At 69.7% G+C, this 21,439-nt stretch carries 19 protein-coding genes; 6 read left to right on the top strand and 13 right to left on the bottom strand.

What is annotated here, in order from left to right:
• Window positions 1-4 precede the first annotated feature (4 nt).
• Window positions 5-1,450 carry an outer membrane protein assembly factor BamB family protein gene (locus tag EXU48_RS16120; protein ID WP_133108692.1) on the top strand — a complete coding sequence of 482 codons (1,446 nt, stop codon included), beginning with the start codon at window positions 5-7 and terminating at the stop codon, window positions 1,448-1,450.
• 22 nt (window positions 1,451-1,472) lie between these two features.
• Here EXU48_RS16120 and EXU48_RS16115 read toward each other — a convergent pair whose 3' ends face one another.
• Window positions 1,473-3,587, bottom strand: a complete 2,115-nt coding sequence (locus EXU48_RS16115; RefSeq protein ID WP_133108691.1) for an FAD-dependent oxidoreductase — start codon at window positions 3,585-3,587, stop codon at window positions 1,473-1,475.
• Window positions 3,588-3,612: 25 nt separating this feature from the next.
• Window positions 3,613-4,386 carry a 3-ketoacyl-ACP reductase gene (locus EXU48_RS16110; protein ID WP_133108690.1) on the bottom strand — a complete coding sequence of 258 codons (774 nt, stop codon included), beginning with the start codon at window positions 4,384-4,386 and terminating at the stop codon, window positions 3,613-3,615.
• Between the two features lie 105 nt (window positions 4,387-4,491).
• On the opposite strand from EXU48_RS16110, the gene EXU48_RS24560 reads away from it, so the two are divergent.
• The 3 genes from EXU48_RS24560 to EXU48_RS16100 are packed head-to-tail and all read left to right on the top strand — an operon-like array spanning window position 4,492 to window position 5,907.
• The gene (locus EXU48_RS24560) at window positions 4,492-4,647 is read left to right on the top strand and encodes a hypothetical protein (RefSeq protein WP_165962855.1); all 156 of its coding nucleotides are present in this window, start codon (window positions 4,492-4,494) and stop codon (window positions 4,645-4,647) included.
• On the top strand, window positions 4,644-4,997 hold the full coding sequence (locus EXU48_RS16105; RefSeq protein ID WP_133108689.1) for an ArsR/SmtB family transcription factor: 354 nt from the start codon (window positions 4,644-4,646) through the stop codon (window positions 4,995-4,997). Before EXU48_RS24560 ends, EXU48_RS16105 begins: the two co-directional genes overlap by 4 nt.
• Window positions 4,990-5,907 (top strand): SRPBCC family protein, encoded by a 918-nt coding sequence (locus EXU48_RS16100; protein ID WP_133108688.1) that lies wholly within the window; start codon window positions 4,990-4,992, stop codon window positions 5,905-5,907. The genes EXU48_RS16105 and EXU48_RS16100 overlap by 8 nt, the downstream gene beginning before the upstream one ends.
• Window positions 5,908-5,928: 21 nt before the next feature.
• Here EXU48_RS16100 and EXU48_RS16095 read toward each other — a convergent pair whose 3' ends face one another.
• Window positions 5,929-6,915 (bottom strand): NAD(P)-dependent alcohol dehydrogenase, encoded by a 987-nt coding sequence (locus EXU48_RS16095; RefSeq protein ID WP_207947775.1) that lies wholly within the window; start codon window positions 6,913-6,915, stop codon window positions 5,929-5,931.
• 139 nt (window positions 6,916-7,054) lie between these two features.
• On the opposite strand from EXU48_RS16095, the gene EXU48_RS16090 reads away from it, so the two are divergent.
• Window positions 7,055-9,616, top strand: coding sequence for a rhamnogalacturonan lyase (locus tag EXU48_RS16090; RefSeq protein WP_133108687.1), 2,562 nt, complete (start codon window positions 7,055-7,057; stop codon window positions 9,614-9,616).
• 121 nt (window positions 9,617-9,737) lie between these two features.
• On the opposite strand, the gene EXU48_RS16085 is transcribed toward EXU48_RS16090, so the two are convergent.
• The 7 genes from EXU48_RS16085 to EXU48_RS16055 form a co-directional block, all read right to left on the bottom strand.
• Window positions 9,738-10,766, bottom strand: a complete 1,029-nt coding sequence (locus EXU48_RS16085) for a hypothetical protein (RefSeq protein ID WP_133108686.1) — start codon at window positions 10,764-10,766, stop codon at window positions 9,738-9,740.
• A gap of 495 nt (window positions 10,767-11,261) precedes the next feature.
• Window positions 11,262-11,612: an L-rhamnose mutarotase gene (locus EXU48_RS16080; RefSeq protein WP_133108685.1), complete on the bottom strand. Its 351-nt coding sequence runs from the start codon at window positions 11,610-11,612 to the stop codon at window positions 11,262-11,264.
• Window positions 11,612-13,018: a Gfo/Idh/MocA family protein gene (locus EXU48_RS16075; RefSeq protein WP_133108684.1), complete on the bottom strand. Its 1,407-nt coding sequence runs from the start codon at window positions 13,016-13,018 to the stop codon at window positions 11,612-11,614. Before EXU48_RS16075 ends, EXU48_RS16080 begins: the two co-directional genes overlap by 1 nt.
• A complete protein-coding gene (locus tag EXU48_RS16070; protein ID WP_133108683.1) occupies window positions 13,015-13,641 on the bottom strand; it encodes a YesL family protein in 627 nt (208 codons plus the stop codon). The genes EXU48_RS16075 and EXU48_RS16070 overlap by 4 nt, the downstream gene beginning before the upstream one ends.
• Window position 13,642: 1 nt before the next feature.
• On the bottom strand, window positions 13,643-14,551 hold the full coding sequence (locus tag EXU48_RS16065; RefSeq protein WP_407938742.1) for a carbohydrate ABC transporter permease: 909 nt from the start codon (window positions 14,549-14,551) through the stop codon (window positions 13,643-13,645).
• The gene (locus EXU48_RS16060) at window positions 14,548-15,396 is read right to left on the bottom strand and encodes a carbohydrate ABC transporter permease (RefSeq protein ID WP_407938744.1); all 849 of its coding nucleotides are present in this window, start codon (window positions 15,394-15,396) and stop codon (window positions 14,548-14,550) included. Before EXU48_RS16060 ends, EXU48_RS16065 begins: the two co-directional genes overlap by 4 nt.
• 129 nt (window positions 15,397-15,525) lie before the next feature.
• Entirely contained in the window at window positions 15,526-16,839 is a 1,314-nt protein-coding gene (locus tag EXU48_RS16055; protein ID WP_133108682.1) for an ABC transporter substrate-binding protein, read from the bottom strand.
• A 297-nt stretch (window positions 16,840-17,136) separates the two neighbouring features.
• On the opposite strand from EXU48_RS16055, the gene EXU48_RS16050 reads away from it, so the two are divergent.
• Complete coding sequence (locus tag EXU48_RS16050) at window positions 17,137-18,144, top strand: LacI family DNA-binding transcriptional regulator (RefSeq protein ID WP_235857069.1); 1,008 nt, start codon at window positions 17,137-17,139, stop codon at window positions 18,142-18,144.
• A gap of 120 nt (window positions 18,145-18,264) precedes the next feature.
• Here the strand turns inward: EXU48_RS16050 and EXU48_RS16045 are convergent, their stop codons facing one another.
• The 3 genes from EXU48_RS16045 to EXU48_RS16035 form a co-directional block, all read right to left on the bottom strand.
• The gene (locus EXU48_RS16045; protein ID WP_235857068.1) at window positions 18,265-19,077 is read right to left on the bottom strand and encodes a carbohydrate ABC transporter permease; all 813 of its coding nucleotides are present in this window, start codon (window positions 19,075-19,077) and stop codon (window positions 18,265-18,267) included.
• Window positions 19,070-20,023, bottom strand: coding sequence for a carbohydrate ABC transporter permease (locus EXU48_RS16040; RefSeq protein ID WP_133108681.1), 954 nt, complete (start codon window positions 20,021-20,023; stop codon window positions 19,070-19,072). The genes EXU48_RS16045 and EXU48_RS16040 overlap by 8 nt, the downstream gene beginning before the upstream one ends.
• 64 nt (window positions 20,024-20,087) lie before the next feature.
• Window positions 20,088-21,398, bottom strand: a complete 1,311-nt coding sequence (locus tag EXU48_RS16035) for an ABC transporter substrate-binding protein (protein ID WP_133108680.1) — start codon at window positions 21,396-21,398, stop codon at window positions 20,088-20,090.
• Between the last annotated feature and the right edge of the window lie 41 nt (window positions 21,399-21,439).

The following is a 21,439-nucleotide window of genomic DNA, read 5'->3' as shown; positions in this document are numbered from 1 at the left end:
ACCGATGAGGCGAGGGTCGGCGAGCGAGGAGTTCACGCTGACGTTCGAGGACGAGGAGCCCGACGGCGCGTCGGGGCCGGCCGAGCGTGAGCCCGGCAGGTCTGGTGCGAGTCGGCGCCGTGGCAGTCTGCCCCTGATCACGCCCTGGCTGGCCGGCGCCCTCGCGCTCGTGATCGTCGGCGTGCTGATCGCACCGCCGGTACCGGTCCCCCCGGGTTGGGGACTCGTCGCCAATCTCTCCGAGGCGCCACGGCTGGCCTGGGTCCGGGACGTGCCGATGAGCGCCGCAGGCTCCGAGTTCCGGCTCCTGCCCGAACGGGTGGCGGTGGTGGCCGACCAGCAGATCCTCGGTATCGATCGGGAGACCGGGGCGGACCGCTGGACGGTCAGCGCGAACGGTCCCCGGTGCACCGACGACGGCGCCCGCCTGCTGTGCGTCTCCGGTGTCGGGCAGAGCACCGAGATCCTGCTGATCGACCCACGGACCGGCGCGGTCGGCGTCGCCGGCCTGCCCGGGGTCGCGTCGGCGATCACGGACGGCGACGCGATCGTGACGATCTCCCTGACGCCCGATGAGTACCTGGTGTCCCGGTACGCCGGCGCGGCCACCGCGCTGGCCGGGAGGCAGGGTTCGGGCGTCGCTCCGGCCGGCAGGGCCGACCCACCGGCGGACGTCCCGGGCTGGGCCACACAGCCCACCTGGACCGTCGGCCTGGAACCGGGCATCGGCGAGTGGCAACCGGCGATCGCCGTCTTCGGGTCCGAGGTGTTCGTGTCGGTGGCCCGCGAGACCGACGGTCCGTCCGGCTCGGCGATGGTGCAGGGGCAGGGTCATGTCCTCGACTCGACGACGGGGGCGCTCGTCGAGGACCTCTCGCGGGCGGAGCCGGGCTGGCTCGGCGCACGCTGGCTGGTGGCGCGGGACCCTGATGGGGTGCTCGTGTACTCCCCCGACCGGGACCCGATCCCGCTCGCCCCGGGTCAGGAGTACCTCCAGATCGATGACGACCCGCGCTCCGCAGTGGCGATCCGCTCGCTCGAGACGACCCGACCAACGGGGGCGTTCGGGCCGACGGAGTTGGTCGCTACCGACGCCGCGTCCGGTGCACAACTCTGGAGCCGACCCGACGAGTGGGTCATGGCCCGCGTCGACGGCATCGTCGTCGCCACCAATGGCCCCGGCATTGTGGGGGTGGAAGAGCACACCGGTGCCGAGCTGTGGTCGCTGAGCCCGGAGGCCGGGTTCGTCCCCACCTTCGCCGACGGACAGGTCCTGGCCGGGTTCGCCGGGACCGGCGAGTCGCTCGTCGGTATCGACGTCCGCACCGGGGACCTGGCCTGGGAACTCCGGACCAACGGCAACACGATCCCGCTCGCCTTGGACGGCGATCGCTACTACACCCTGAGCCAGTCGGGCGGTCCGACGCTCTCCGCGTGGGACGTCGGCTGACCGCACCCCTCGGTCTAGTGCGTCAGTGGATGTTGCCGTCCTCGCGGAACTGGCGCCAGACGTTCTCGAAGAAGTCGTCACCGGACGGGATCGGTCGCACCGGCCGCCACCGGAACAGCGGCCGGCCGGCCGGGTCGGCGGCCTCCCGCGGGACCGGACCGACCCACCCGGCCAGCCCTGCACCGTCGTCGCCCTCGCCCGGGCGAGCCCACGCCGACTCCTGGATCTCGGGGTCCAGGGCTCCGCCGTCGAGGGTGAACCTGAAGATCTCCGGAAGGTCCAGTTCCTGATCGGCCGACTCGCCGTGACCGACCAGCGGTAGACCGCCGTCGGGGTCGGTGTACAGGACCGAGCCGCGCGAACGGCCGCCGTGCGCGACGTAGTCGGCCATCGCGGACAGGTACACGTACGCCGTCGTGAGGATGTCCCGGACCAGGAACGTGCGGTTCACGGACCGTCGGGAGGTGGCGTCCGCGCTGATCAGCTCGTCGTAGGAGCTCAGCCAGGCGTGCACCTGGACCAGCGCCTCGTCGATGGAGGCGGCCGAGCGGACCGGGCCGGCCTTGGCACTCATGAGCTCGGCGACCTCGCGTAGCAGGTCGCCGGTGTTGTCCGGGGTGCCGGACGCGGCACGCTCGCTGGCTCCCGCGATCAGCGCGAGGGCGTCGGCGAGCACCGGCTCGGCGGCGGCGGTGAACTCCGCGACCCCGACCGGCGCAGCGGTACGCCGGGCCGCGATGAACTGGGCGGCGCGGGTGGCACCCACCTGCCCGCTGTTCAGGGCGGCCCCGCCCGGGCGGTAGACGCCGTGTGCGCCGCCGGCCTCACCGACGGGGAAGAAGCCGGCCACGTTGGACTGCCACCAGGCGTCCACGACCAGGCCGCCGTTGTTGTGCTGGGCGCACACGTCGACCTCGAGCATCTCCGTCTCGAGGTCCACGTACGGGTTGCGGTCCAGGTAGAACTGGTACGCCGGCTCGTTCATCCGGCGCAGCCGTTCGATCGGGGTGCCGAACAGCACGCCGGCCTTCTCGAGGTACTCGTGGGCCTCCGGCTCGAGCGCGCTCGGGTCGAAGTCGGGACGGACCGGGTTCGACCGGAAGTCCAGGAACACCCGGCGCCCGCGCAGCACGGTCTCGCGGTAGACGAGCAGGTCGATCAGTGACGACCCGTCGCGGGCCTTGCGGATGTCGAACGGCCACTGGTAGCCCTTGAGGAACACCAGGGTCATCAGGCGGCCGTAGTCGGGAATGGCCTCGGTGAGGAACTCGCGCTCGTCGTTGCCCTCGGCGTCGGTGGAGACGAACCGCGGGATCACCTGCATGTAGGTGCCGGAGACGTTCCAGCGTGGTTTCGTCGAGGCCAGCCCGAACTGCCACTCGGTCAGGTTCTTGCCGTGCACGCCTCCGCGGTAGGCGGCGCCGGACGCGCCCCACTGCCCGTTCGGGAACACCCGGGTGGCATAGATGCCGGCCGGGCCCCCGGTGGCGTAGACGATGTTCGTGGTGCGCAGCAGCAGGTACTGCGACTCCGGCGAGTCTGCGGGCACGTCCTGGCGCAGCACGAGCAGGCCGGCGATCGCACCATCGATCACGATCAGGTCGATGACCCGGCACTCGTCGTAGATGCGGGTCCCGTTGCGGGCCACCTTCTTCTCGAGCTGCTCGACCATCGAACGCGAGGTGTACGGCCCCACGGAGGTGGCCCGGCGGCGCGGATCGTGGTCGGTCTTGTAGCCGATGAACTCCCCGTACCTGTTCTGCGGGAACGGCACCCCGAGGTCGCACAGGCGCAGGAAACCGCGGGCCGACAGCGCGGCCTCGGCGAGGGCGTTGTCGCCGTCCATCGCACCACCGGAGAACAGCGTCTTCGCCATCTCGTGGACGGAGTCGCCGTCGTCGCCGGAGAGGGTGAGCTTGTAGTAGGTCTGCTTGTCCGAGCCGGCGTTACGGCTCGCCCCGGCGCCGACCTTGTCGGTCACCATGACCACGTCGTCGGTGCCGAACTCCCAGAGCCGGTCCGCGGCGCAGAAGCCGGCCGAACCGGTGCCGACCACCACGGTGTTCGCGGTGACCACGGGCACCTCGACGCCGGCGATGGTCAGGGTCTCGGCCCCGGGGACTGCGGTGTTCGTCATTCTGCTTCCTTCTCGTTCGCGTGCTCTACAGGCGGGGGATCTGCATGCCGCCGCCGACGTTGATCACGTCACCGGTCGAGTACGGCATCCGTCCCGCAGAGAGCTGGACGACGGCGCCCGCCACGTCCCGCGGGGTGCCCCACCGTGGCATGGGCGCAAGTCCACCCGCGAACTGGGCGTCGTACTTCTCCTTGACGCCGGCCGTCATGTCGGTCGCGATCACGCCCGGCCTGACCTCGTAGACCACGATGCCCTCCGGGGCCAGGCGCGCGGCCCAGAGCTGAGTGGCCATGCCGACGCCGGCCTTGGAGATGCAGTACTCGCCGCGGTTCACCGAGACCGCCTGCGCCGAGATCGAGGAGACGTTGATGATCGTGCCGACGACGTCGTCGGGGTTCGCCGAGTGCACCGCCCTGCGCTCGATCATCTCGTTGGCCACGAGCTGGGTGAGGAAGTACGGGCCGCGCAGGTTGATCTCGAGGACCCTGTCGAAGCTCTCCGGGGTGGCCACGAGGAGGTCGTTGCGCTCGGCGGGAGCCACGCCGGCGTTGTTCACGAGCAGGTCGATCCGGCCCCAACGTTCCAGTGCGGCGTCCGCGAAGCGGCGGTGGTCGGCGAGCTCCGCGACGCTGCCGCGCACGTAGATCGCCTCACCGATCCCGTTCAGCTCGGCCATGAGTTCGGCCGGCTCCTCGCGGGTGGCCAGGATCGCGACGGCGTATCCCTCGCCGAGAAGTTCCTTCGTGATGCCGAGGCCGATGCCCCGGTTCCCGCCGGTGACGAGTGCGACCTTGGGCACGCTTGGCTCCTTCGTGGTGTGGGACGTGTGCGAGGCGGGCTTGCTGACGCCGAGCGAGCGGCCACGCTCGGGCATCGCTGCCCGCCTGCGCGGGCGGGACACCTCATGATCACCGATCAGGGCCAGTTTGGCAAGCGCTTTCCGACGGTGCTCGGCAAAGGCCCGGATGTGATCGCCGCAGGCGACACAGGTGACGGCGGCAACATCGGCCCGGCTCGACCCTGGCTTATTTCACGTACCCGTGATATCACTACTACATGAACTCCTTTGCACTCCTCGCCGATCCCGTGCGTCGGCGGATCGTCGAGGTGCTGGCCGACGGCGAGCGCCCCGCCGGCGCCGTCGGCGAGGTCATCCGGGCCGAGTTCGGCGTGGGCCAGCCGGCCGTCTCCAACCAGCTCCGGGCACTCCGGGACGCCGCGGTGATCGAGGCGTCCCCGCAGGGATCCCGGCGCATCTACCGGCTCGTTCCCGGCGCGCTCGACGAGGTCACCGACTGGATCGACCGCTACGCGAGGCTCTGGCCACAACGCCTGGACGCGCTCGAGACCGAACTCGCCCGCGGCGCCCGCACCGAGCGCCCCGACCCCCGAGAGGACCACGATGGATGACACGATCCGGCGCGCGCTCACCGGCGCCGCCGACCGGCCCGCCCTGACGTTCCGGCGAACCTACCGCGCGAGCCCGGGGCAGGTCCGGGACGCCTGCACGAACCCGGAGCGCCTGGCCCGCTGGTTGGGGCAGGTCGAGGGCGGACCGGGCGCACCGGGCGAGGCGTTCACCGCGACCCTCAGCGAGGACCCGGACGACACCGCCTCCGGCCGGGTCCGCTCCTGCTCGTCCGAAGGCTTCTCCGTCACCTGGGCGTGGCAGGGCGAGGCCGAAAGCACCATCTCGGTGCGGATCGCCGCGCTCGACGAGCAGACGACGGAGCTCACGCTCGACCACCGCCTCGCGGAACCGGACCACGCCGCCGGCTATGGCGGCGGCTGGGAGCAGTGTCTGCACGCGCTCGCCCGCGCCCTCGGCGGACCCGCCACGACCGCCGGCGACGACGAGGCAGTGGAGGCGGCTGCCGTCGGGCAGTGGCGCACGATCGCGCGCGCCCCGCTCGAGCTCACCCAGCGCCTCGACGCGCCGCCGGAACGCGTCTGGGCGGCATTCGCCACGGCCGACGGCCTGCGGTCCTGGTGGTGGCGGCACTGGGACGACGTGAGCGTCGAGGTGGATGCCCGGATCGGCGGCGGCTACCGGATCGAGGCGCCGGGCGCGGGCATCACCCTGCACGGGACATACCTCGCGCTGGAGGCACCCGGCCATCTCGCGTTCACGTGGGAGTGGGAGGACGGCGAAAACTCGGTCCCCGACGAGGCGGTCGACGTCCGGATCATGCCCGACGGCGCCGGCTCGCTCGTGCGGGTCCGGCACAGTGGGCCGTGGGCCGACGACGCACCCGCCGACTCCTACCGCCAGGGGTGGGAGTTCACACTCGGTCAGCTGCGGGAATCGCTCGGCGCGTGAGAACGCCCGCGGCGCTCCCGCTCACGCGCCGGAACCTGCGGTCCGGACGTCGATGAGCACGTTGCCGATCTTCTGGCCGGTCTCGACATAGCGGTAGGCCGCCACGATGTCCGCCAGCGGGTAGGAGCGGTCGATCACCGGGCGGAAGGTCCCGGCGGCCAGCCGGTCGCGGATCCCTTCGACCACCGCCTGCCCCTCGTCGGGGAACGGGAACACCACCCGTTGGCGGCCCCGGCGGAGCGACCCGATCAGGGCGAGCGGGAGGTTCTGCGCAAACGGCCCGAGCTCGGACGAGATGTAGATGCCGTCCGGCGTGAGGATCCTGCGGCAGCGGCCGAACGTGCTCTTGCCCACGGCATCGATGATCACGTCGTACGTCGTCGCGGAGCGGGTGAAGTCCTCGGTCTCGAAGTCGATGACGTGCTCGGCACCGAGACCCCGTACCAGGTCCAGGTGCGCTCCGCGGCACACCGCCGTGACGGACGCCCCCAGCTCCGCGAGCGCCTGCACCGCCGCCGAGCCGATCCCACCGGTACCCCCGTTGACGAGCACCCGATGACCGGGGCGGACGCCGGCGCGCCGGATCGCCGACAGCGCGTAGTGGCAACCCTCGGTCGCGGCCGCGGCCTCGCGCAGCCCGATGCCGTCCGGGACCTTCGCGACCATGCCGTCCTGCGCGACCACGAGGTACTCGGCGTGCGCCCCGAAGCGACCCTCGACGTAGCCGAACACCATCTCCCCTACGGCGAACCGGTCCACCTGGGCGCCGGTCCCGACGACCTCCCCGGCGAACTCGGTGCCGAGGACCGTGCGCCGCGGTCGTCGCAGGCCGGTGAAGGACCGGACGAAGAACGGCGTAGCCCTGCGGTAGGCGCAGTCGGTGCGGTTCACCGTGGTGACCTCGACCCGCACGAGTAGTTCTCCGGGGCCGGGCACCGGGGTCGGGACGTCGTCCCGCACGGCGACCACGTCCGGCGGCCCGTAGCGCGTGCTCACCGCGGCCCTCACCCGACGCAATCTACCCGGCTCCCCCGCGCCCGTCCGGAGGTTCGGGCGGCCAGGCCCCTTGACGACTTCGTGAACGCTCACATACGGTGTCCGTGAAACGTTCCAACGAGCTTTTCCATCGAGCACTGGGGATTCGACGATGAATCTGCACGCACCCACCCGTCGCGTTCGCTGGGTGGCCGCCGCCACCGGCGCCGCCCTCGCGCTCACCGGTACGGCCGCCGTCGCCGGCCCGGCACCCGGCCACCCCGCCAACGATGCGGTCGGACCGGCCGCACCCCAGCTGGAACTCCTCGACCGCGGCCTCGTGGCGGCGAGCACCGCAGAGGGTGTGTTCCTGAGTTGGCGCCTGCTCGGCAACGAGGTGACCGGGGCCTCCGCGACGTCGATGACCGGCGCCGACTTCAACGTCTACCGGGACGGTCGGCTCCTGGCGAGCGTCACGGACAGCACGAACTACCTCGACGCTGGTGCGGACGGTACCGCGACCTACACGGTCTCCGCCGTCGTCGAGGGCGTCGAGGTGGATGCCTCGGCGCCTGCCTCACCGTGGTCGCAGAACTACCTCGACCTCCCGTTGCAACGCCCCGCCGACGGCGTCACCCCGGCCGGTGAGGCCTACACGTACTCGGCGAACGACCTGAGCGTCGGGGACGTCGACGGCGACGGGCAGTACGAGTACATCGTCAAGTGGGACCCGTCGAACTCCAAGGACGTCTCCCAGGTCGGGTACACCGGCACCGTGTACCTGGATGCCTACGAGCTGGACGGCACGCTCCTCTACCGCCTCGACCTCGGTCCGAACATCCGGGCCGGGGCGCACTACACGCAGTTCCTGGTCTACGACTTCGACGGCGACGGGCGCGCCGAGATCATGCTGAAGACCGCCCCGGGCACCACGACGGTGCCGTACACGGACGGGGTCGCCGGGACGCCGTCCGCCATCACCATGCCGGCCGAGGACCTCGCCGCCGGCTATGCCAACACCGACGACTACCGGCTCTCCGCCGAGGACTACTACGAGCACGTGATCGAGATGTTCCTCGGCTGGAGCGAGCACCCGGAGGTGGTCGCCGGCCACTGGCCGGCCACGCTGGAGGAGGCCTTCGGCCTCGAGCCCAGCTACGACTACCCGCTGTCACGGGCGGACGCCGAGGCCCTCACCGACCACTTCATGGACGTGTACGCGCCGAGCCGGAGCGCTCGCAACGTGCTCCGCGACTTCGAGGGGTTCATCCTCGACGGGCCCGAGTACCTGTCCGTCTTCGACGGTGCCACCGGCGCCGAGCTCGAGACCGTCCCGTACGAGCCCGGCCGCCACGACGACGGGCTGATGTGGGGCGACTACGCCATGTCCCGGATCGAGCCCGGCAACCGGGTGGACCGCTTCCTCGCCGGCGTGGCCTACCTCGACGGGACACACCCCTCGGCGGTGTTCGCGCGTGGCTACTACACGCGGTCGACAATCGTCAGTTACGACTGGGACGGCGAGCATCTGAGCCGGCACTGGGTCGTGGACAGCGGTTGGACCCCCATGTCCAACCCGTTCAACGACGGACCGCACGGGGTGGACGGCACCGACCCCGAGTTCGGCACCATCACGACCCAGGGCTTCCACTCGCTGTCCGCCGCGGACGTCGACGGCGACGGGCGCCACGAGATCGTCTACGGCTCGGCCACGATCGACGACGACGGCAGCCTCCTGTACAGCTCGTTCGCCGAGATGCCGCCGCAGAGCGCCGACCCGGGTGCGTACGCGCGGCTCGGCCACGGCGATGCCATGCACGTCGCGGACATCGACCCGCAGCGCCCGGGCCTGGAGATCTACACGGTCCACGAGGGCGGGGTCTGGGCCCCGTACGGCTACGCGCTGCGCGACGCACGGACCGGCGAGGTGCTCTACGGCGCCTACTCCGGACGCGACACCGGCCGCGGCATGGTCGGGGACGTCGATCCGGGCAGCCCCGGCCTGGAGACATGGTCCGTCGACCTGCGCACGGCCGACGGCGACCTGCTGGCGCCCTCCGGCTACGGCACGAACATGTCGATCCGGTGGTCGCCGGACCTGACCACCCAGCTCGTGAACGGCTCGCTCGACGTCACCCCGACGATCGACGACGCCCAGCGAGGCACCGTGCTGACCGCCACCGGGACCCGGACGAACAACTACACGAAGGGCAACCCCTCGCTCGTGGCGGACGTGTTCGGCGACTGGCGTGAGGAACTGCTCGTGCGGACGGCGGACTCGAGCGCGATCCGGATCTACCTCAGCACCGAGGTCACCGACCGCAAGTTGTACACGCTCATGCACGACGTGCAGTACCGGGCGGAGGTCGCGCGGCAGCAGACCACGTACAACCAGCCCGCCTACCCGAGCTTCTACCTCGGCTCGGACACCGACTTCACCCAGGTGCCGCTCCCGCACTACTGGGCCCCCGGGTCGGTGGCGGCCCTCGCCGCGAGCGTGGACGCGTTCGTGGCCTCCGGCGACCTGGGCGGCCCGCTCGCGCGGCAGCTCGAGGTCGCGGTGGAGCAGGCCGCGCTGCACCTGGGGTCCGGCCGGGTGGACTCGGCGAACCGCGCGCTCGAGCGGTTCCTCGACCGGCTCGCCCAGCACAAACGCCCGGACACCCTGAGCCCGGCGGCCGCGGCCGCGCTGGGCCACCAGGCCCGCACGGTGCTGGCGTCCCTGACCTCCTGACCGGCGGATGCGACCCGCATCCCCGTCGAGTCAGTCGCCACGCCCTCGAGTCAGCCGGTTGGCAACGACTGACTCGAGGGCGTCGCGACTGACAAGGTCCCGCTCGGTCGCGTCGCGGCGATCAGCCGCGCAGGTCGGGCCGTGAGCGCAGCGTCAGGACGTACCTGCGGGAGAAGGCGGCGGTGATACGGGCGAACACGTCGTCCGGGTTCCCGAGGTCTGGCCGCATGAACCGCACCATCGGGCCGCTCACCTCACGGATGGCGTCCTCGCGCACCTTCTCCTCGCGCACCACCCGGGCCGCCCGGACGTCGTCCCCGTACTTGCCCTCCCCGTCGAACTCGGCATGCAGCACCAGCGACGGCGCGGCCGAGCCGTCCTGGTAGACGCGACGCGTCACCCAGGTCATGTCGCAGAAGAACCGGCCCTTGCGGGTCTCGACCAGGTACTGCGTGGTCGGGTACGGAAGGCCCCGGGAGATGGCGATCCATCGCAGCACCGATTCGGCTGCGGACTCCGCGTACGGATCCGCGGCACGTAGGACCGCACGGGCCCGGCGGCGTCCCCTGGCCAGGTCGGGGCCCTCCAGTCGGGTCAGGAGTCGCTCGCGCAGTTCCTCGATCCGGGGCAGGTAGCGCTCGCGGTATCGGCGGTCGGGCCGGATCAGCATGCGCATCCCGGCATCGGCGATCACCAGCCCATCGCGGGGATGCACCGTCCGTACGCAGTCCAGGATGGTGCGTTCGAGCGTGGTCACGTTCAGGCCCCGGACCGAGGTCACCTCGCCATCGGGGATCCGCGACCGGTGCCTGACCATGTCCGCCGGCCGCCCGGAACTGGGCTTCACGGCCTGCGTCACGTGGGTCAGCGAGCCCGGCGTCCAGATCGGGCAGCCGTGGATCAGCGCGGCACTGACGTGGCTGAACGCGGACCGCATCCTGGCCGTGCGTGCGATCGCCACGCACCGGGCGAGCATCACGGTCTCGCGCCGCCGCCACGCCGGGTCGGACGGGGTGAGCTCGACGTCCGCGCCGCGTCGCACCCGCCGCAGGTCCTGGTGCGCCCTCGCGTGAGCGAGACTCCCGGCGGTGAGCTCACTGGTCAGGAGCACGACCGGTAGTTCCGGTGGGCTCGGGATCTCCGCTGGCATGCCCGCCAGCGTGACCCACCGTCCCGCACGGTGCGAACACCCTGTGGATATGGCCGGTGTCGGCCCGGACACCCTGCGGATAGGCACGCGTGGTCCATTCCTGGCCACCGCTCGACCCGTGCGGGTTCGAGCCGCGTTTCTGACCCGTGCCGTGCGACCCGTCCCGGACGCCCCGTGCCCTTTCGACCCGCCCCGGACGACCCGCACCGTCTCGACCCGCACCGTCTCGACCCGTCCCGGGCGGGCCGTACCGTTTCGACCCGTCCCGGGCGCCCGTGGGCGAGGCCCGGACCGCACCACGTCAGTCGTGGCGACCTCGAATCCGTCGCCGCGCGGGGACTCCCTCGACCCGCAACAGACTGACTCGGCGCGCCGCCGGGTGGGGGTCTCGGGACTCGGGTCAGGGTGTGTGGGCGGGTGGTCTGGGGCGTGGGTGCCGGGGTGTGGGGCGCGGGGCCTGGATTCCGGGACTCTGGGGTGGTTGGTACGGGGCGGTCAGGGCCGGGTGGGCAGCCCGTGCGCGGCGAGCTGGTCCTCCAGGTGGAACACCTCGTCGAGGACCTGGAAGCCCTCGTCCGGGTTGCCCGGGTCCACGAAGAACTCGCTCATCGCGGCCTGCCACCGGGGATTGACGGCCGTGCGGGTCATGGCCTCCTGGGCGGCGGCGTAATCGTCGGTCTCCAGGTGGCCGACCAGCAGCCCGTCGTCGGAGAGGTAGAGCGAGTAGTCCCGCCACCCGGTGTCCCGCAGCGCCTCGAGCATCTCCGGCCAGACCTGGGCGTGCGCCTCGCGGTAGGCGTCGAGGCGGTCGGGTCGGACCCGGGAGATGAAGCAGACCCGGGGCATCAGGCCACTCCCCCTCCGACCCGCTCCCGGTCGCCCGTGCCCGCACTGCCCGCACCGGCGTCCAGCCCGGCGCCGACGTCCACGCCGAGGTCGAGGTCGTCCACGAGCACGGCGCTGCCCGAGGTGAGCGAGATGTTGCCGGCGATGCCGACGCAGACCGCCCGGACGCCGTCGAGGTAGCCGGCGCGGCGGCCCAGAGGGTCCTCACCTGAGCCGTCGAACACGTCGCGGAGCAGGATGGCGTCCCCGCCGCCGTGCCCACCGACACCCTCCGGGATCCGGTACTCGTGGGCCTCCTGCCAGTGCTTCTGCACGATCAGATGGTCACCGCGGGGGCGCAGGTCGTCGCCGCCACCGACATCCGGCTTGGCGCTCGGGTCCACGACCGCCCGGCCGTTCGCGTCGGTCAGCACGGCACCGCGCTCGACCACCTGCAGCTCGGCCCGGCCCTTGGTTCCGTTCACGCTCACGCGGTAGCCCTCCCACGGCGAGTGGGCGTTCAGGGAGTACGTGAGGGTGGCGCCACGCCGATAGTCGACCACCACGGCGAGGTTGTCCTCGATGGTGATGCCGGGCGCGAACACGTCCTGGTCGCGGATGTAGGAGTCGTGATGCTCGGAATCGAGGTAGAGAGCCTTCAGTCGCGGATCCGCGGCCAGGTCGATCGACCAGTTGTCGCCGGGCTCGGCGTCGCGCCCGCGGGCCGGGCGCTGCCCCGCCTGAGCGGCGCCGGCGCCGTCGGGCCCGTAGAACTTCAGCCCGCCGGAGGCGTACACGCGGCGGGGTGCGTCCTGCAGCCACCAGTTGACGAGGTCGAAGTGGTGCGACGACTTGTGGATCAGCAGGCCGCCCGAGTTCGCCTTGTCCCGGTGCCAGCGACGGAAGTAGTCCGCGCCGTGCACGGTGTCCAGCACCCACTCGAAGTGGATCGAGGTGACCTCACCGATCTCGCCGGAGGCGATCACCTCGCGCAGGCTCGAGTTCCGCGGGGCGTACCGGTAGTTGAACGTCATGATCAGCGACCGGCCGGTCTCGGCGACGGCGCCGGTGATCGCGCGGCAGCCCTCGGCGCTGGTGGTGAGCGGCTTCTCCACCACGACGTCCGCGCCGGCGCGCATCGCACGGGTGACGAGGTCGGCATGGGCGTGGTCGGGCGAGGTCACCACGACCACGTCGACCGATCGCTCCGCGATCATCCTCTCCAGATCCGCCGGGTCGTAGCGCGGGATGTCCACGTCGCGGCCCAGGTCCCGCGCCACCGACTGGGCGTGGAACTGCGCGCGGCCGGGATTGGGCTCGCACCAGGCGACGATCTCCCCGGCGTCGGCGTGCGCTCCGGTGAGTGCGTTGATGTACATCCCGGCGCGGTGCCCGGTGCCGGCGACGGCGTAGCGGCGGTTGGTCATTCGGCGCTCCTGCGGTAGTGGCGGTGTTCTACGGAGACAAGGGCCAGGACGAGCAGTCCCGGCACGATGAGGGCAAAGATGGCAAGCATCCAGACGAGGACGGCGCTGAGGCCGATCGCGACGAGCAGCAGGACGGAACCGACCGGGTCCGCAACTGATCGACGGCCGGCGTCCCCGACGGCGTCGCGCCAGCCTACTTCGGGCCACAGTGCCCGCCCACCGGCGGTCCGCAATGCGATCACTGCTCCGAGCGCGAGCACCGCGATGCTCAGGAACCGGAACACTTGGCCGCCGGGCAGGTCCGTGAACGTCGCGATGTCGATGTCGATGATGAGCAGGACGACGAGCGCCAACGCCCCGACCCCGAGCGGCCAGGAACCACGAAGGTAGGCGGCGAAGTCGGAGAACACGGCCCGGAGTGGATCCGCGCGGCCCTCGATGTGCCGCCGCAGGTGAGCCGCCCCGGCCGCCATGGCCGGCAGGATCGTGATCAGCGGCAGGCACAGCAGCGTGACCACCAGCCCCGTGAAGAGCACCTCGGCGAACAGCGTGAACGCACCCGGGCGCACCCCGGTGGGGCCGCCGACCGACGGCCCCTTCGGGGCACCGCTCCCCCTGCCCAACTCAGCCCTTGAGGCCGGACGTCGAGACGCCGTCGACCAGGTAGCGCTGGAAGATGAAGAAGAAGAGCATCACCGGCAGCAGTGCGAGCACCGCCATGGCCATCTGCGCACCGTAGTCGGAGACCGTGGTCTGGTCCACGAACAGCCGCAGCGCGATGGGCAGCGTGTACAGGTCGGGCTGCTTCAGGTAGAGCAGTGGGCCGAGGAAGTCGTTCCAGGTCCAGATGAACGTGAAGATCGACGCGGTGATGAGTGACGGCTTCATCAACGGGAGCACGATGGAGGAGAAGATCCGGACGTGCCCGGCTCCGTCGATCCGGGCGGCCTCGTCCAGCTCGATCGGCAGTCCGCGCATGAACTGGACCATCAGGAACACGAAGAAGGCGTCGGTGGCCAGGAACTTCGGCAGGAGCAGCGGCCAGTACGTGTTCACCATGTCCAGATTGTTGAACACGATGTACTGGGGAATGATCACGACGTGGAACGGCAGCAGCAACGTCGCCACCATCATCGAGAAGAACAGGTTACGGCCCGGGAACTTCACCCGCGAGAATGCGTAGGCCGACACCGACGCGGACAGCACCACCCCGATCACGCTGAGCACGGCGACGATCAGCGAGTTCTGGAAGAACGTCAACGTCGAGACCCCGCCGATCCCGTCGAGGGCGGTGATGTAGTTCTGCAGCGAACCGTTCTCGGGGATCAGGGAGACGTTGCCGACGATGTCGCTCGAAGGCTTGAGCGAGGACATCAGCATCCACAGGGCCGGGTAGAGCACGACGCACGCGAGCGCGATCATGAGGACGTGGTAGGCGACGGAGCCGACCCGGCTGCGACGCTTGTTGGTCTGACGCAGGCGGGCGCTGTCCTCGGCGCTCATCCGCGTGGGGGCGACGGTGTCGGTACTCACTTCGAGTCTCCCGCGTAGTGGACCCAGGACCGCGAGGTCCGGAAGAAGATGACCGTGATGATGCCGACGACGATCACCAGCAACCAGGCCATCGCCGAGGCGTAGCCCATCTTGAAGTCGGTGAACCCGCGGATGTACAGGTAGAGCGTGTAGAACAGCGTCGATCCGGCCGGACCGCCGGTGCCGCCGGAGATGATGAACGCGGACCCGAAGATCTGGAACGCACCGATCGTCTCCATGAGCAGGTTGAAGAAGATCACCGGGGAGAGCATCGGAAGTGTGATGTTGATGAACTTGCGCGTCTTGCCGGCGCCGTCCATCTCGGCCGCCTCGTACAACTCCTGCGGGACCTGCTTCAGGCCGGCCAGGAAGATCACCATCGGCGCACCGAACGCCCAGACCGCCAGGAGCACGAACATCGGCATCGTCATGTCCGGGTTGCCGACCCAACCGCCGAGCCGGATGCCGAACAGTGAGAGCACCTGGTCGACGATCCCGTCGTCGATGAACATCGCCTTCCAGACGATGGCGACCGAGACGCTCGCCGCGATCAGCGACGGTGCGTAGAACGCCGAGCGGTAGAACCCGAGGCCCTTGCGCTTCGCGTTGAGGAGCATGGCGACGGCGAGCGACGCGGCCAGTTTGATCGGCGTGCCGATCACCACGTACGTCACGGTGACGACGACGGACTGCCGGAACCTCGGGTCGTCGAACAGGTTCTGGTAGTTCTCCAGCCCGATGAACTCCGGGGCGCCGAACAGGTCGTAGTCCGTGAACGACAGGTACAGGGACGCTGCCATCGGACCGACCGTCAGCAGGAAGAACCCGATCAGCCAGGGCGTCAGGAATCCGTAGCCGGCGCGGGTCTCCGCGGCCCGCGCCCGTCGCTTCTGATGCGACGGGCGGGGCGCGGCGACCTTGGCCGGAGCGAGAGTCTCCGGGGTCACAGAATGCTCCTCAGTGGTGGCGGTGCGTCAGGCGAGGGCGGACTCGGCCTCGGCGAACCACTGCTCGACGAACTCGTCGACCGTGATCTGGCCGTAGCCGAGCTCCTCGGCGAGGCGCAGCCAGGTGGCCTCGATGGAGCCGAAGCCTTCGGGCAGCGTCGGGACCGATTCGGTGATGTCGTCGGCCACGGACTCCTCGTAGGCGATCACCTGGGCATCGGTCCCCTCGGCCGAGAGTTCCGAGCGTGCGGACTCGGTCGCCGGGACACCCCGCGAGGTACCGAAGATGGCGCCGACCGCCGGGTCGTTCGTGATGAAGTCGATGAACGCCGCCGCCGCCTCCGGGTGCTCGGTGTTCGAGCCGGCCGAGAGGAGCATGGACGGCTTCTGGAACATGCCACGCTCACCGGAGGACCCGAGCGGCATGGGCAGCATCTCGATGGACTCGGCGCCGGAGTCGGCGAGGTAGCCGGCCAGGAAGTTGTCCCAGCTGAACTCGGAGGCCACCTCGTTGACGGTGAAGCCACCGAGCGGAGCGAGCTGCACGGTGCGCTCGGTCGGGAACAGCGAACCATCCGCACGCAGGTCCGTGGTCCGGTTCAGCCACTCCTTCATGTCGTCCTCGGTGAAGGCGATCTCGCCGTCGGCGGTGAACACCTCGTTGCCCTCCTGCACCAGGTGCTGGATGAACAACCAGAACACGCCCGTGTAGTCACCGGATCCGTACAGGACGGGGTCGAGACCGGCACCTGCCTCGGCCGCCTGGGTGATCCACGCGTCGTAGTCGTCCCAGGTGAGGTCGTTCGCGGGCGGCTCGATGCCGAGCTGCGTGACCACCGCCGGGTTGTAGAACAGGGCGAGCGTGTTGGTGCTCTGCGGGATGCCGACGGTCCCGGCCTCGAGCTGACCGGCCGCGAGCAGCGACTCCGGCATCCCGGACACGTCGAGCTCACCGCCGATGTAGGGGTCGAGATCGAGCAGCTGCCCACGGGATCCGAACTGACTGATGTACGCGAGGTCCATCTGCATCACGTCCGGCAGCGCCGAACCGGCCGCCTCGGTCGCCCGGGCGGTCCAGTAGTCCGGCCACGCCGAGAAGTTCGGGTTGATCGTGATGTTCGGGTACTCCTCGTTGAACAGCTCGATCGCCTGGTTGTACCGGTCGGCACGGTCATCGTTGCCCCACCAGGTCACGGTGAGGGTGATCTCCTCGTCGGGATCGACGGTGCCGCCGCCGCCGGTGGCGCCGTCGTCGCCCTCGTCCCCACCGCCGCCACAGGCGGTCAGTCCGAGTGCGAGGGCCGCGCCGACGGCAGCGAACCTGATTGTCCTGCGGGTCATGGGGGAGCCTCTCTGCTCTGAAGCGGAATGTGGGGCCGAGGCTATGCGCACGGTCACATGACGGTCAACCTCGATCGTGAATCGTTACAAGACTGACATGGCCGGGGCCGACTGCGCAAGCCTGAAGTCACTGCCCTGTCTCGGATCCTGCGTCCTGAGTCGACTGTTGTGAGCGCTATCAAGGGATCTCTCCGCTGTTCGCTGGGTTGACGCCCATGTGACCGATCACTACCGTCCACGTTGACTCGGATCTGCGCGCGGCAGCGACCGGGCCCACAACCACCGAGGAGGGCGAGCGTGAGCCAGAGTGCATCCGGGACGCGCCGGCCCACCATTCGCGAGGTGGCTCGTCTCGCGGGAGTCTCCCACCAGACCGTCTCGCGGTTCCTCCACGACGACCCCCGGATCAGTGCGCAGACCCGGGAGCGGATCCGCACCGCGATCGACCAGCTCGACTACCGCCCGAACCTCGTGGCCCGGGCGATGCGCGGGCGCAAGACAGGCCGGCTGGCGTTCATCCTGCCGACCGGCACCACGGTCAGCTCTCTCGAGATCCTTGCCGGCGCGACGGCCGCGGCCCACGATGCCGGGTACATCCTCGACGTCGTCACCCTCGGCGGCCCGGTCGCCGAGCGCTCCGGACGTGTGCACGAGCTCGCCGAGTCCGGGCTCTTCGAGGGCATCGCCTCACTGATGCCGTTGCCGGAGTCGGCGCAGCGCCAGCACGAGCGGACCGCGATCGTGATCTCCCCCGAGTACGACGACCAGATGCGCAGCATCGGCGAACTCGCTGACGCCGCACCGGTCGCGGAGCTCATCGAGGGCCTCGCCGAACTCGGCCATCGCCGGTTCGTCCACCTGGCCGGCGACTACGCACACACCTCGGCCCGGCGTCGTCGCGACATGTACCTCGCCACAATCCCCCGACTCGGCCTGGAGTCCCACGGCGTGATCGACTGCGACTGGAGCGCCGAACTGGCGGAACAGGCCATGCTCGAGTTGCCGGTCGGCGCAGCGACCGCCGTGATCGCGGGAAACGACGTGGTCGCGGCCGGGGCGCTGCGGGGTGCGTTCACCCGCGGCTGGCGAGTGCCCGAGGACGTGAGCATCACGGGCTGGGACAACAACAAGCTCGGCGCCGTCCTGTCGCCGACCATCACCACCGTGATCATGGCCCACGAACGGCTCGGCAGGCGCGCGATCACCCGGCTGCTGGCCGCCCTCAACGACGCACCGGACCCGGTCGACGACGAACCGGTCGGCACGGTGGTCTGGCGGGAGTCGACCGGGCCTGCGCCCTCCTGACCGGCCTCACTGACGGCGGATCATCAGACCCGTCGCCGCCGGCGTGCGCCGACGGCCCTGACGCGCTCGGTAGATCGGTCGGTTCAGCCCGGTCGGCAGCGAGGGCGCCGGCGCGGCATGTCACTTGATGGCGCCGGTGATCCCCTGCGCGAAGGCCCGCTGCAGCACGAGGAACAGCACCATCGTCGGCAGTGACGTCAACAGCACCGCGAGCATGAGCACGCCGTAGTCCGTGACGTACCCGGAGGTCAGGTTCGAGATCAGCATCGGCATCGTCTGGAACGCCTCGTTGATCAGGATGACCTTGGGCCAGAGGAAGTTGTTCCACGCGGTCATGAAGATCACGACCGCCGCCGCCGCGTAGGTGGAGCGCATCGTCGGGATGAAGATCCGCAGGAAGATGCCCAGTTCCCGCAGCCCGTCGATCCGCGCGGCCTCGACGATCTCGTGCGGGAACGACCGGGCGGCCTGCCGGAACAGCAGGATGACGAACGGCACCGAGATCGCCGGGAGGATGACCGCGATCGTGGTGCTGGTCAGCCCGAAGTCCGCGAACATCCGGAACAACGGGATCATGGTCGCAGCGAACGGGATCATCATCGCGAGCAGCAGGACACCCATCAGGCGGTCCTTGTTCCGCGAGTGGAAGACCTCGAACCCGTACCCGGCGATCGAACACACCAGCAGCGCGAGCACGGTGGTCCCGACTGCGTTCAACGTGGAGTTCCACATCGCGGCGCCGAGGTCCTGGGCGGCCAGGAGCTTGTTGAGGTTGTCGACCAGCTGTCCGCCCGGCAACAGCCGTGACCCCAGAACGTCCTGGCTCGTGTTGGTCGCGGACACGACCATGAAGTAGAGCGGGAAGACCGACGCGAGCGCCGCCAGGGTCAGGAACACGAGGCTGGGCAGACTGCGCAGCGAGCGCCTAGTCACGCTTGTCACCCACTTTCAGCTGGATCGCCGCGAGCAGCGCGACGATCACGAGGATCACGTAGGAGATGGCGGCCGCGTACCCGAAGTTCGGGTTCTGCACGAACGAGACCTCGTACAGGTAGTGCGACACGGACATCGAGGTGTACGCCGGTCCGCCGGCGGTGAGGTTGTACGACTCGTCGAAGAGTTGGATGGTCCCGTTCGTCGACATGATCGCGGTCAGCAGGATCATCGGCTTCAGTTGCGGGAGGGTGACGTACCAGAAGGTCTTGGCGGCATTGGCTCCGTCGACCTTCGCCGCCTCCACGGTCGAGTGGTCGATGTTCTGCAGGCCGGCCAGGTAGAAGACCATGTTGTAGCCGGTCCACCGCCACAGCAGCCCGATGATGATCACGAACTGGGCCGTGTGGGTCTGCCCGAGCCAGTTGATCGGTGCGTCGATCAGATTGATCCCGGTCAGCACGTCGTTGACCAGGCCGTCGGTGGCGAACATCGTCCGGAACACGAGCGCGTAGGACACGAGCGAGACCGCGCACGGGAGGAAGATCGCCGTGCGCCACATCCCCTTGAACCGCAACCTCGGGTTGTTCAGGATGTTGGCCAGGACCAGCGCGACCGCCAGCATGATCGGCACCTGGATGACCAGGTAGAGCAGCGTGGTGCGCAGGGTCATCCAGAACGTCTGGTCGGCGAGCAGCCGCTCGTAGTTGAACCAGAGTGGTTCGGCGAAGGAGAGCTGGGCACCGCGCCCGGTCTGCAGGGACAGGATGAACGCCTGGAACATCGGCCAGAAGTTCATCACCAGGATGAGCAGCGCGGCGGGCAGGAGGAATATCCAGCCGGTCAGCGAGCGGCGTCCGCCCAGGCTCCCGAACCCGCGACCGGACGGCGGTCGTTCGTCCCGATGCCGGTCCGGGGACACCACGGGGGTGACTTGCGTTGACATGGTGATCCTCTCGTTCACGGGGAGAGGGCCGACCCGTGGCCGGCCCTCTCCATGCAGGGTGGGTTTACTGCATCGCGAACTCGACGGTCGCCTGGGCCTCGGCCAGGGCGTCCGCCGGATCCGCACCGTTGAGGATGTTCGTGATCGCGGCGCTGACGGCGTCGCGACCCTCGTAGTAGTACGCACCGGTGTTGACGCTCGGCACCTGCGCGCCGAACTCGACGGCGAGCTGGAACACGGGCTGGTCGGCGAAGAAGGGGTGCGGCTCGGCGTAGACCTCGGACTCGCTCGCCGGGATCCAGTTCGCGATCGCGCCGGACGACGGCAGGATCGTGTCGTAGAACTCGGTGGACCCGGCGAAGGTCGCGCCGAGGAAGTCCTCCGCCAGCTCCGCGTCGGCGTTCGAGCTGACCACCCAGGACGAACCACCGTTGGCGGAGTAGTTCGTCGCCTCACCGACACCCTCGAGGCTCGGCAGGTTGGTGATGTTCCACAGGCCGGTCTGGTCCTCGGCGGTCTGGATCGAGCCCAGGATCCAGATGCCGTTGATCGTCCCCGCGACGTTCGAGTTCACGAAGGTGCCGATGTACTCGTCCCAGGAGTTGACCTCGACGAACAGCCCGGACTCCACCAGGCGGGTGTAGACGTCGATCGCCTGCAGCAGGGCGTCGTTGTCGCTGATGGTCGGGTTGCCGTCGGCGTCGAACAGGCTGCCGCCCGTGCTCTGCAGGATCATCGTGATCAGGTCGGACTCACCGGCCACACCGGAGAGCAGCGGCTTGCCGGTCTGGGCGAGGATGTCCTCGCCGTTCGCGATGAACTCGTCCCAGGTGATGTCGGTGAAGTCCTCGATCGTGTAGCCCGCCTCGGCGAGGACGTCGGTGCGCAGCGCGGTCACGGCGGCGCCGTTGTCGAACGGCACGCCGTAGTTGGCGCCCTCGGTGGTGGAGAACGCGACGACCGACTCCGGGAACTCCGCGAAGTCGATGCCGGAGTCGGTGATGTCGGTGAAGAGCTCGGGATAGTTGATCAGGTTCTTCTGGAAGGCGTTGTTCTGCATCAGGAAGATGTCCGGCAGCTCCTCCAGCTCGCCCGTCTGGGCGAGCGTGGTGAGCTTGGTCTGGATGTCCTCCCAGGGGGTCTCGATCACCTCCACCGTGACGTCCGGATTGTCCTGCTGGTAGATGGTCGCGGCTTCGTTCATCGCGTAGACGTTGAACGCCGGGTCCCAGGCCCAGACGGTGAGGCTCCCATCGCCCTCACCCCCGCCGCCACCGTCGCCGCCGGTGGAACCGTCGCCGCCGCCGCACGCGGCGAGGGCCAGCGTGATCGTGGCCACGCCGGCCACGGACGCGAGTGTCATCTTCTTGCGCATCGGATACAAGTCCTTCGTTGGCCGTATCGCACCGAGGTACG

This window comes from Occultella glacieicola (assembly GCF_004353825.1).
GTDB lineage: Bacteria > Actinomycetota > Actinomycetes > Actinomycetales > Beutenbergiaceae > Occultella > Occultella glacieicola.
Note: the sequence above shows the minus strand (reverse complement) of the source record. Positions and strands in the feature narration are given on the sequence as shown.

Bases quoted from the DNA above. Each gene is read 5' to 3' on its own strand.
- EXU48_RS16120 (WP_133108692.1), top strand. From the start codon at position 5: ATGAGGCGAGGGTCGGCGAGCGAGGAGTTCACGCTGACGTTCGAGGAC.
- EXU48_RS16115 (WP_133108691.1), bottom strand. From the start codon at position 3,587: ATGACGAACACCGCAGTCCCCGGGGCCGAGACCCTGACCATCGCCGGC.
- EXU48_RS24560 (WP_165962855.1), top strand. From the start codon at position 4,492: ATGATCACCGATCAGGGCCAGTTTGGCAAGCGCTTTCCGACGGTGCTC.
- EXU48_RS16105 (WP_133108689.1), top strand. From the start codon at position 4,644: ATGAACTCCTTTGCACTCCTCGCCGATCCCGTGCGTCGGCGGATCGTC.
- EXU48_RS16100 (WP_133108688.1), top strand. From the start codon at position 4,990: ATGGATGACACGATCCGGCGCGCGCTCACCGGCGCCGCCGACCGGCCC.
- EXU48_RS16090 (WP_133108687.1), top strand. From the start codon at position 7,055: ATGAATCTGCACGCACCCACCCGTCGCGTTCGCTGGGTGGCCGCCGCC.
- EXU48_RS16085 (WP_133108686.1), bottom strand. From the start codon at position 10,766: ATGCCAGCGGAGATCCCGAGCCCACCGGAACTACCGGTCGTGCTCCTG.
- EXU48_RS16080 (WP_133108685.1), bottom strand. From the start codon at position 11,612: ATGCCCCGGGTCTGCTTCATCTCCCGGGTCCGACCCGACCGCCTCGAC.
- EXU48_RS16075 (WP_133108684.1), bottom strand. From the start codon at position 13,018: ATGACCAACCGCCGCTACGCCGTCGCCGGCACCGGGCACCGCGCCGGG.
- EXU48_RS16055 (WP_133108682.1), bottom strand. From the start codon at position 16,839: ATGACCCGCAGGACAATCAGGTTCGCTGCCGTCGGCGCGGCCCTCGCA.
- EXU48_RS16040 (WP_133108681.1), bottom strand. From the start codon at position 20,023: ATGTCAACGCAAGTCACCCCCGTGGTGTCCCCGGACCGGCATCGGGAC.
- EXU48_RS16035 (WP_133108680.1), bottom strand. From the start codon at position 21,398: ATGCGCAAGAAGATGACACTCGCGTCCGTGGCCGGCGTGGCCACGATC.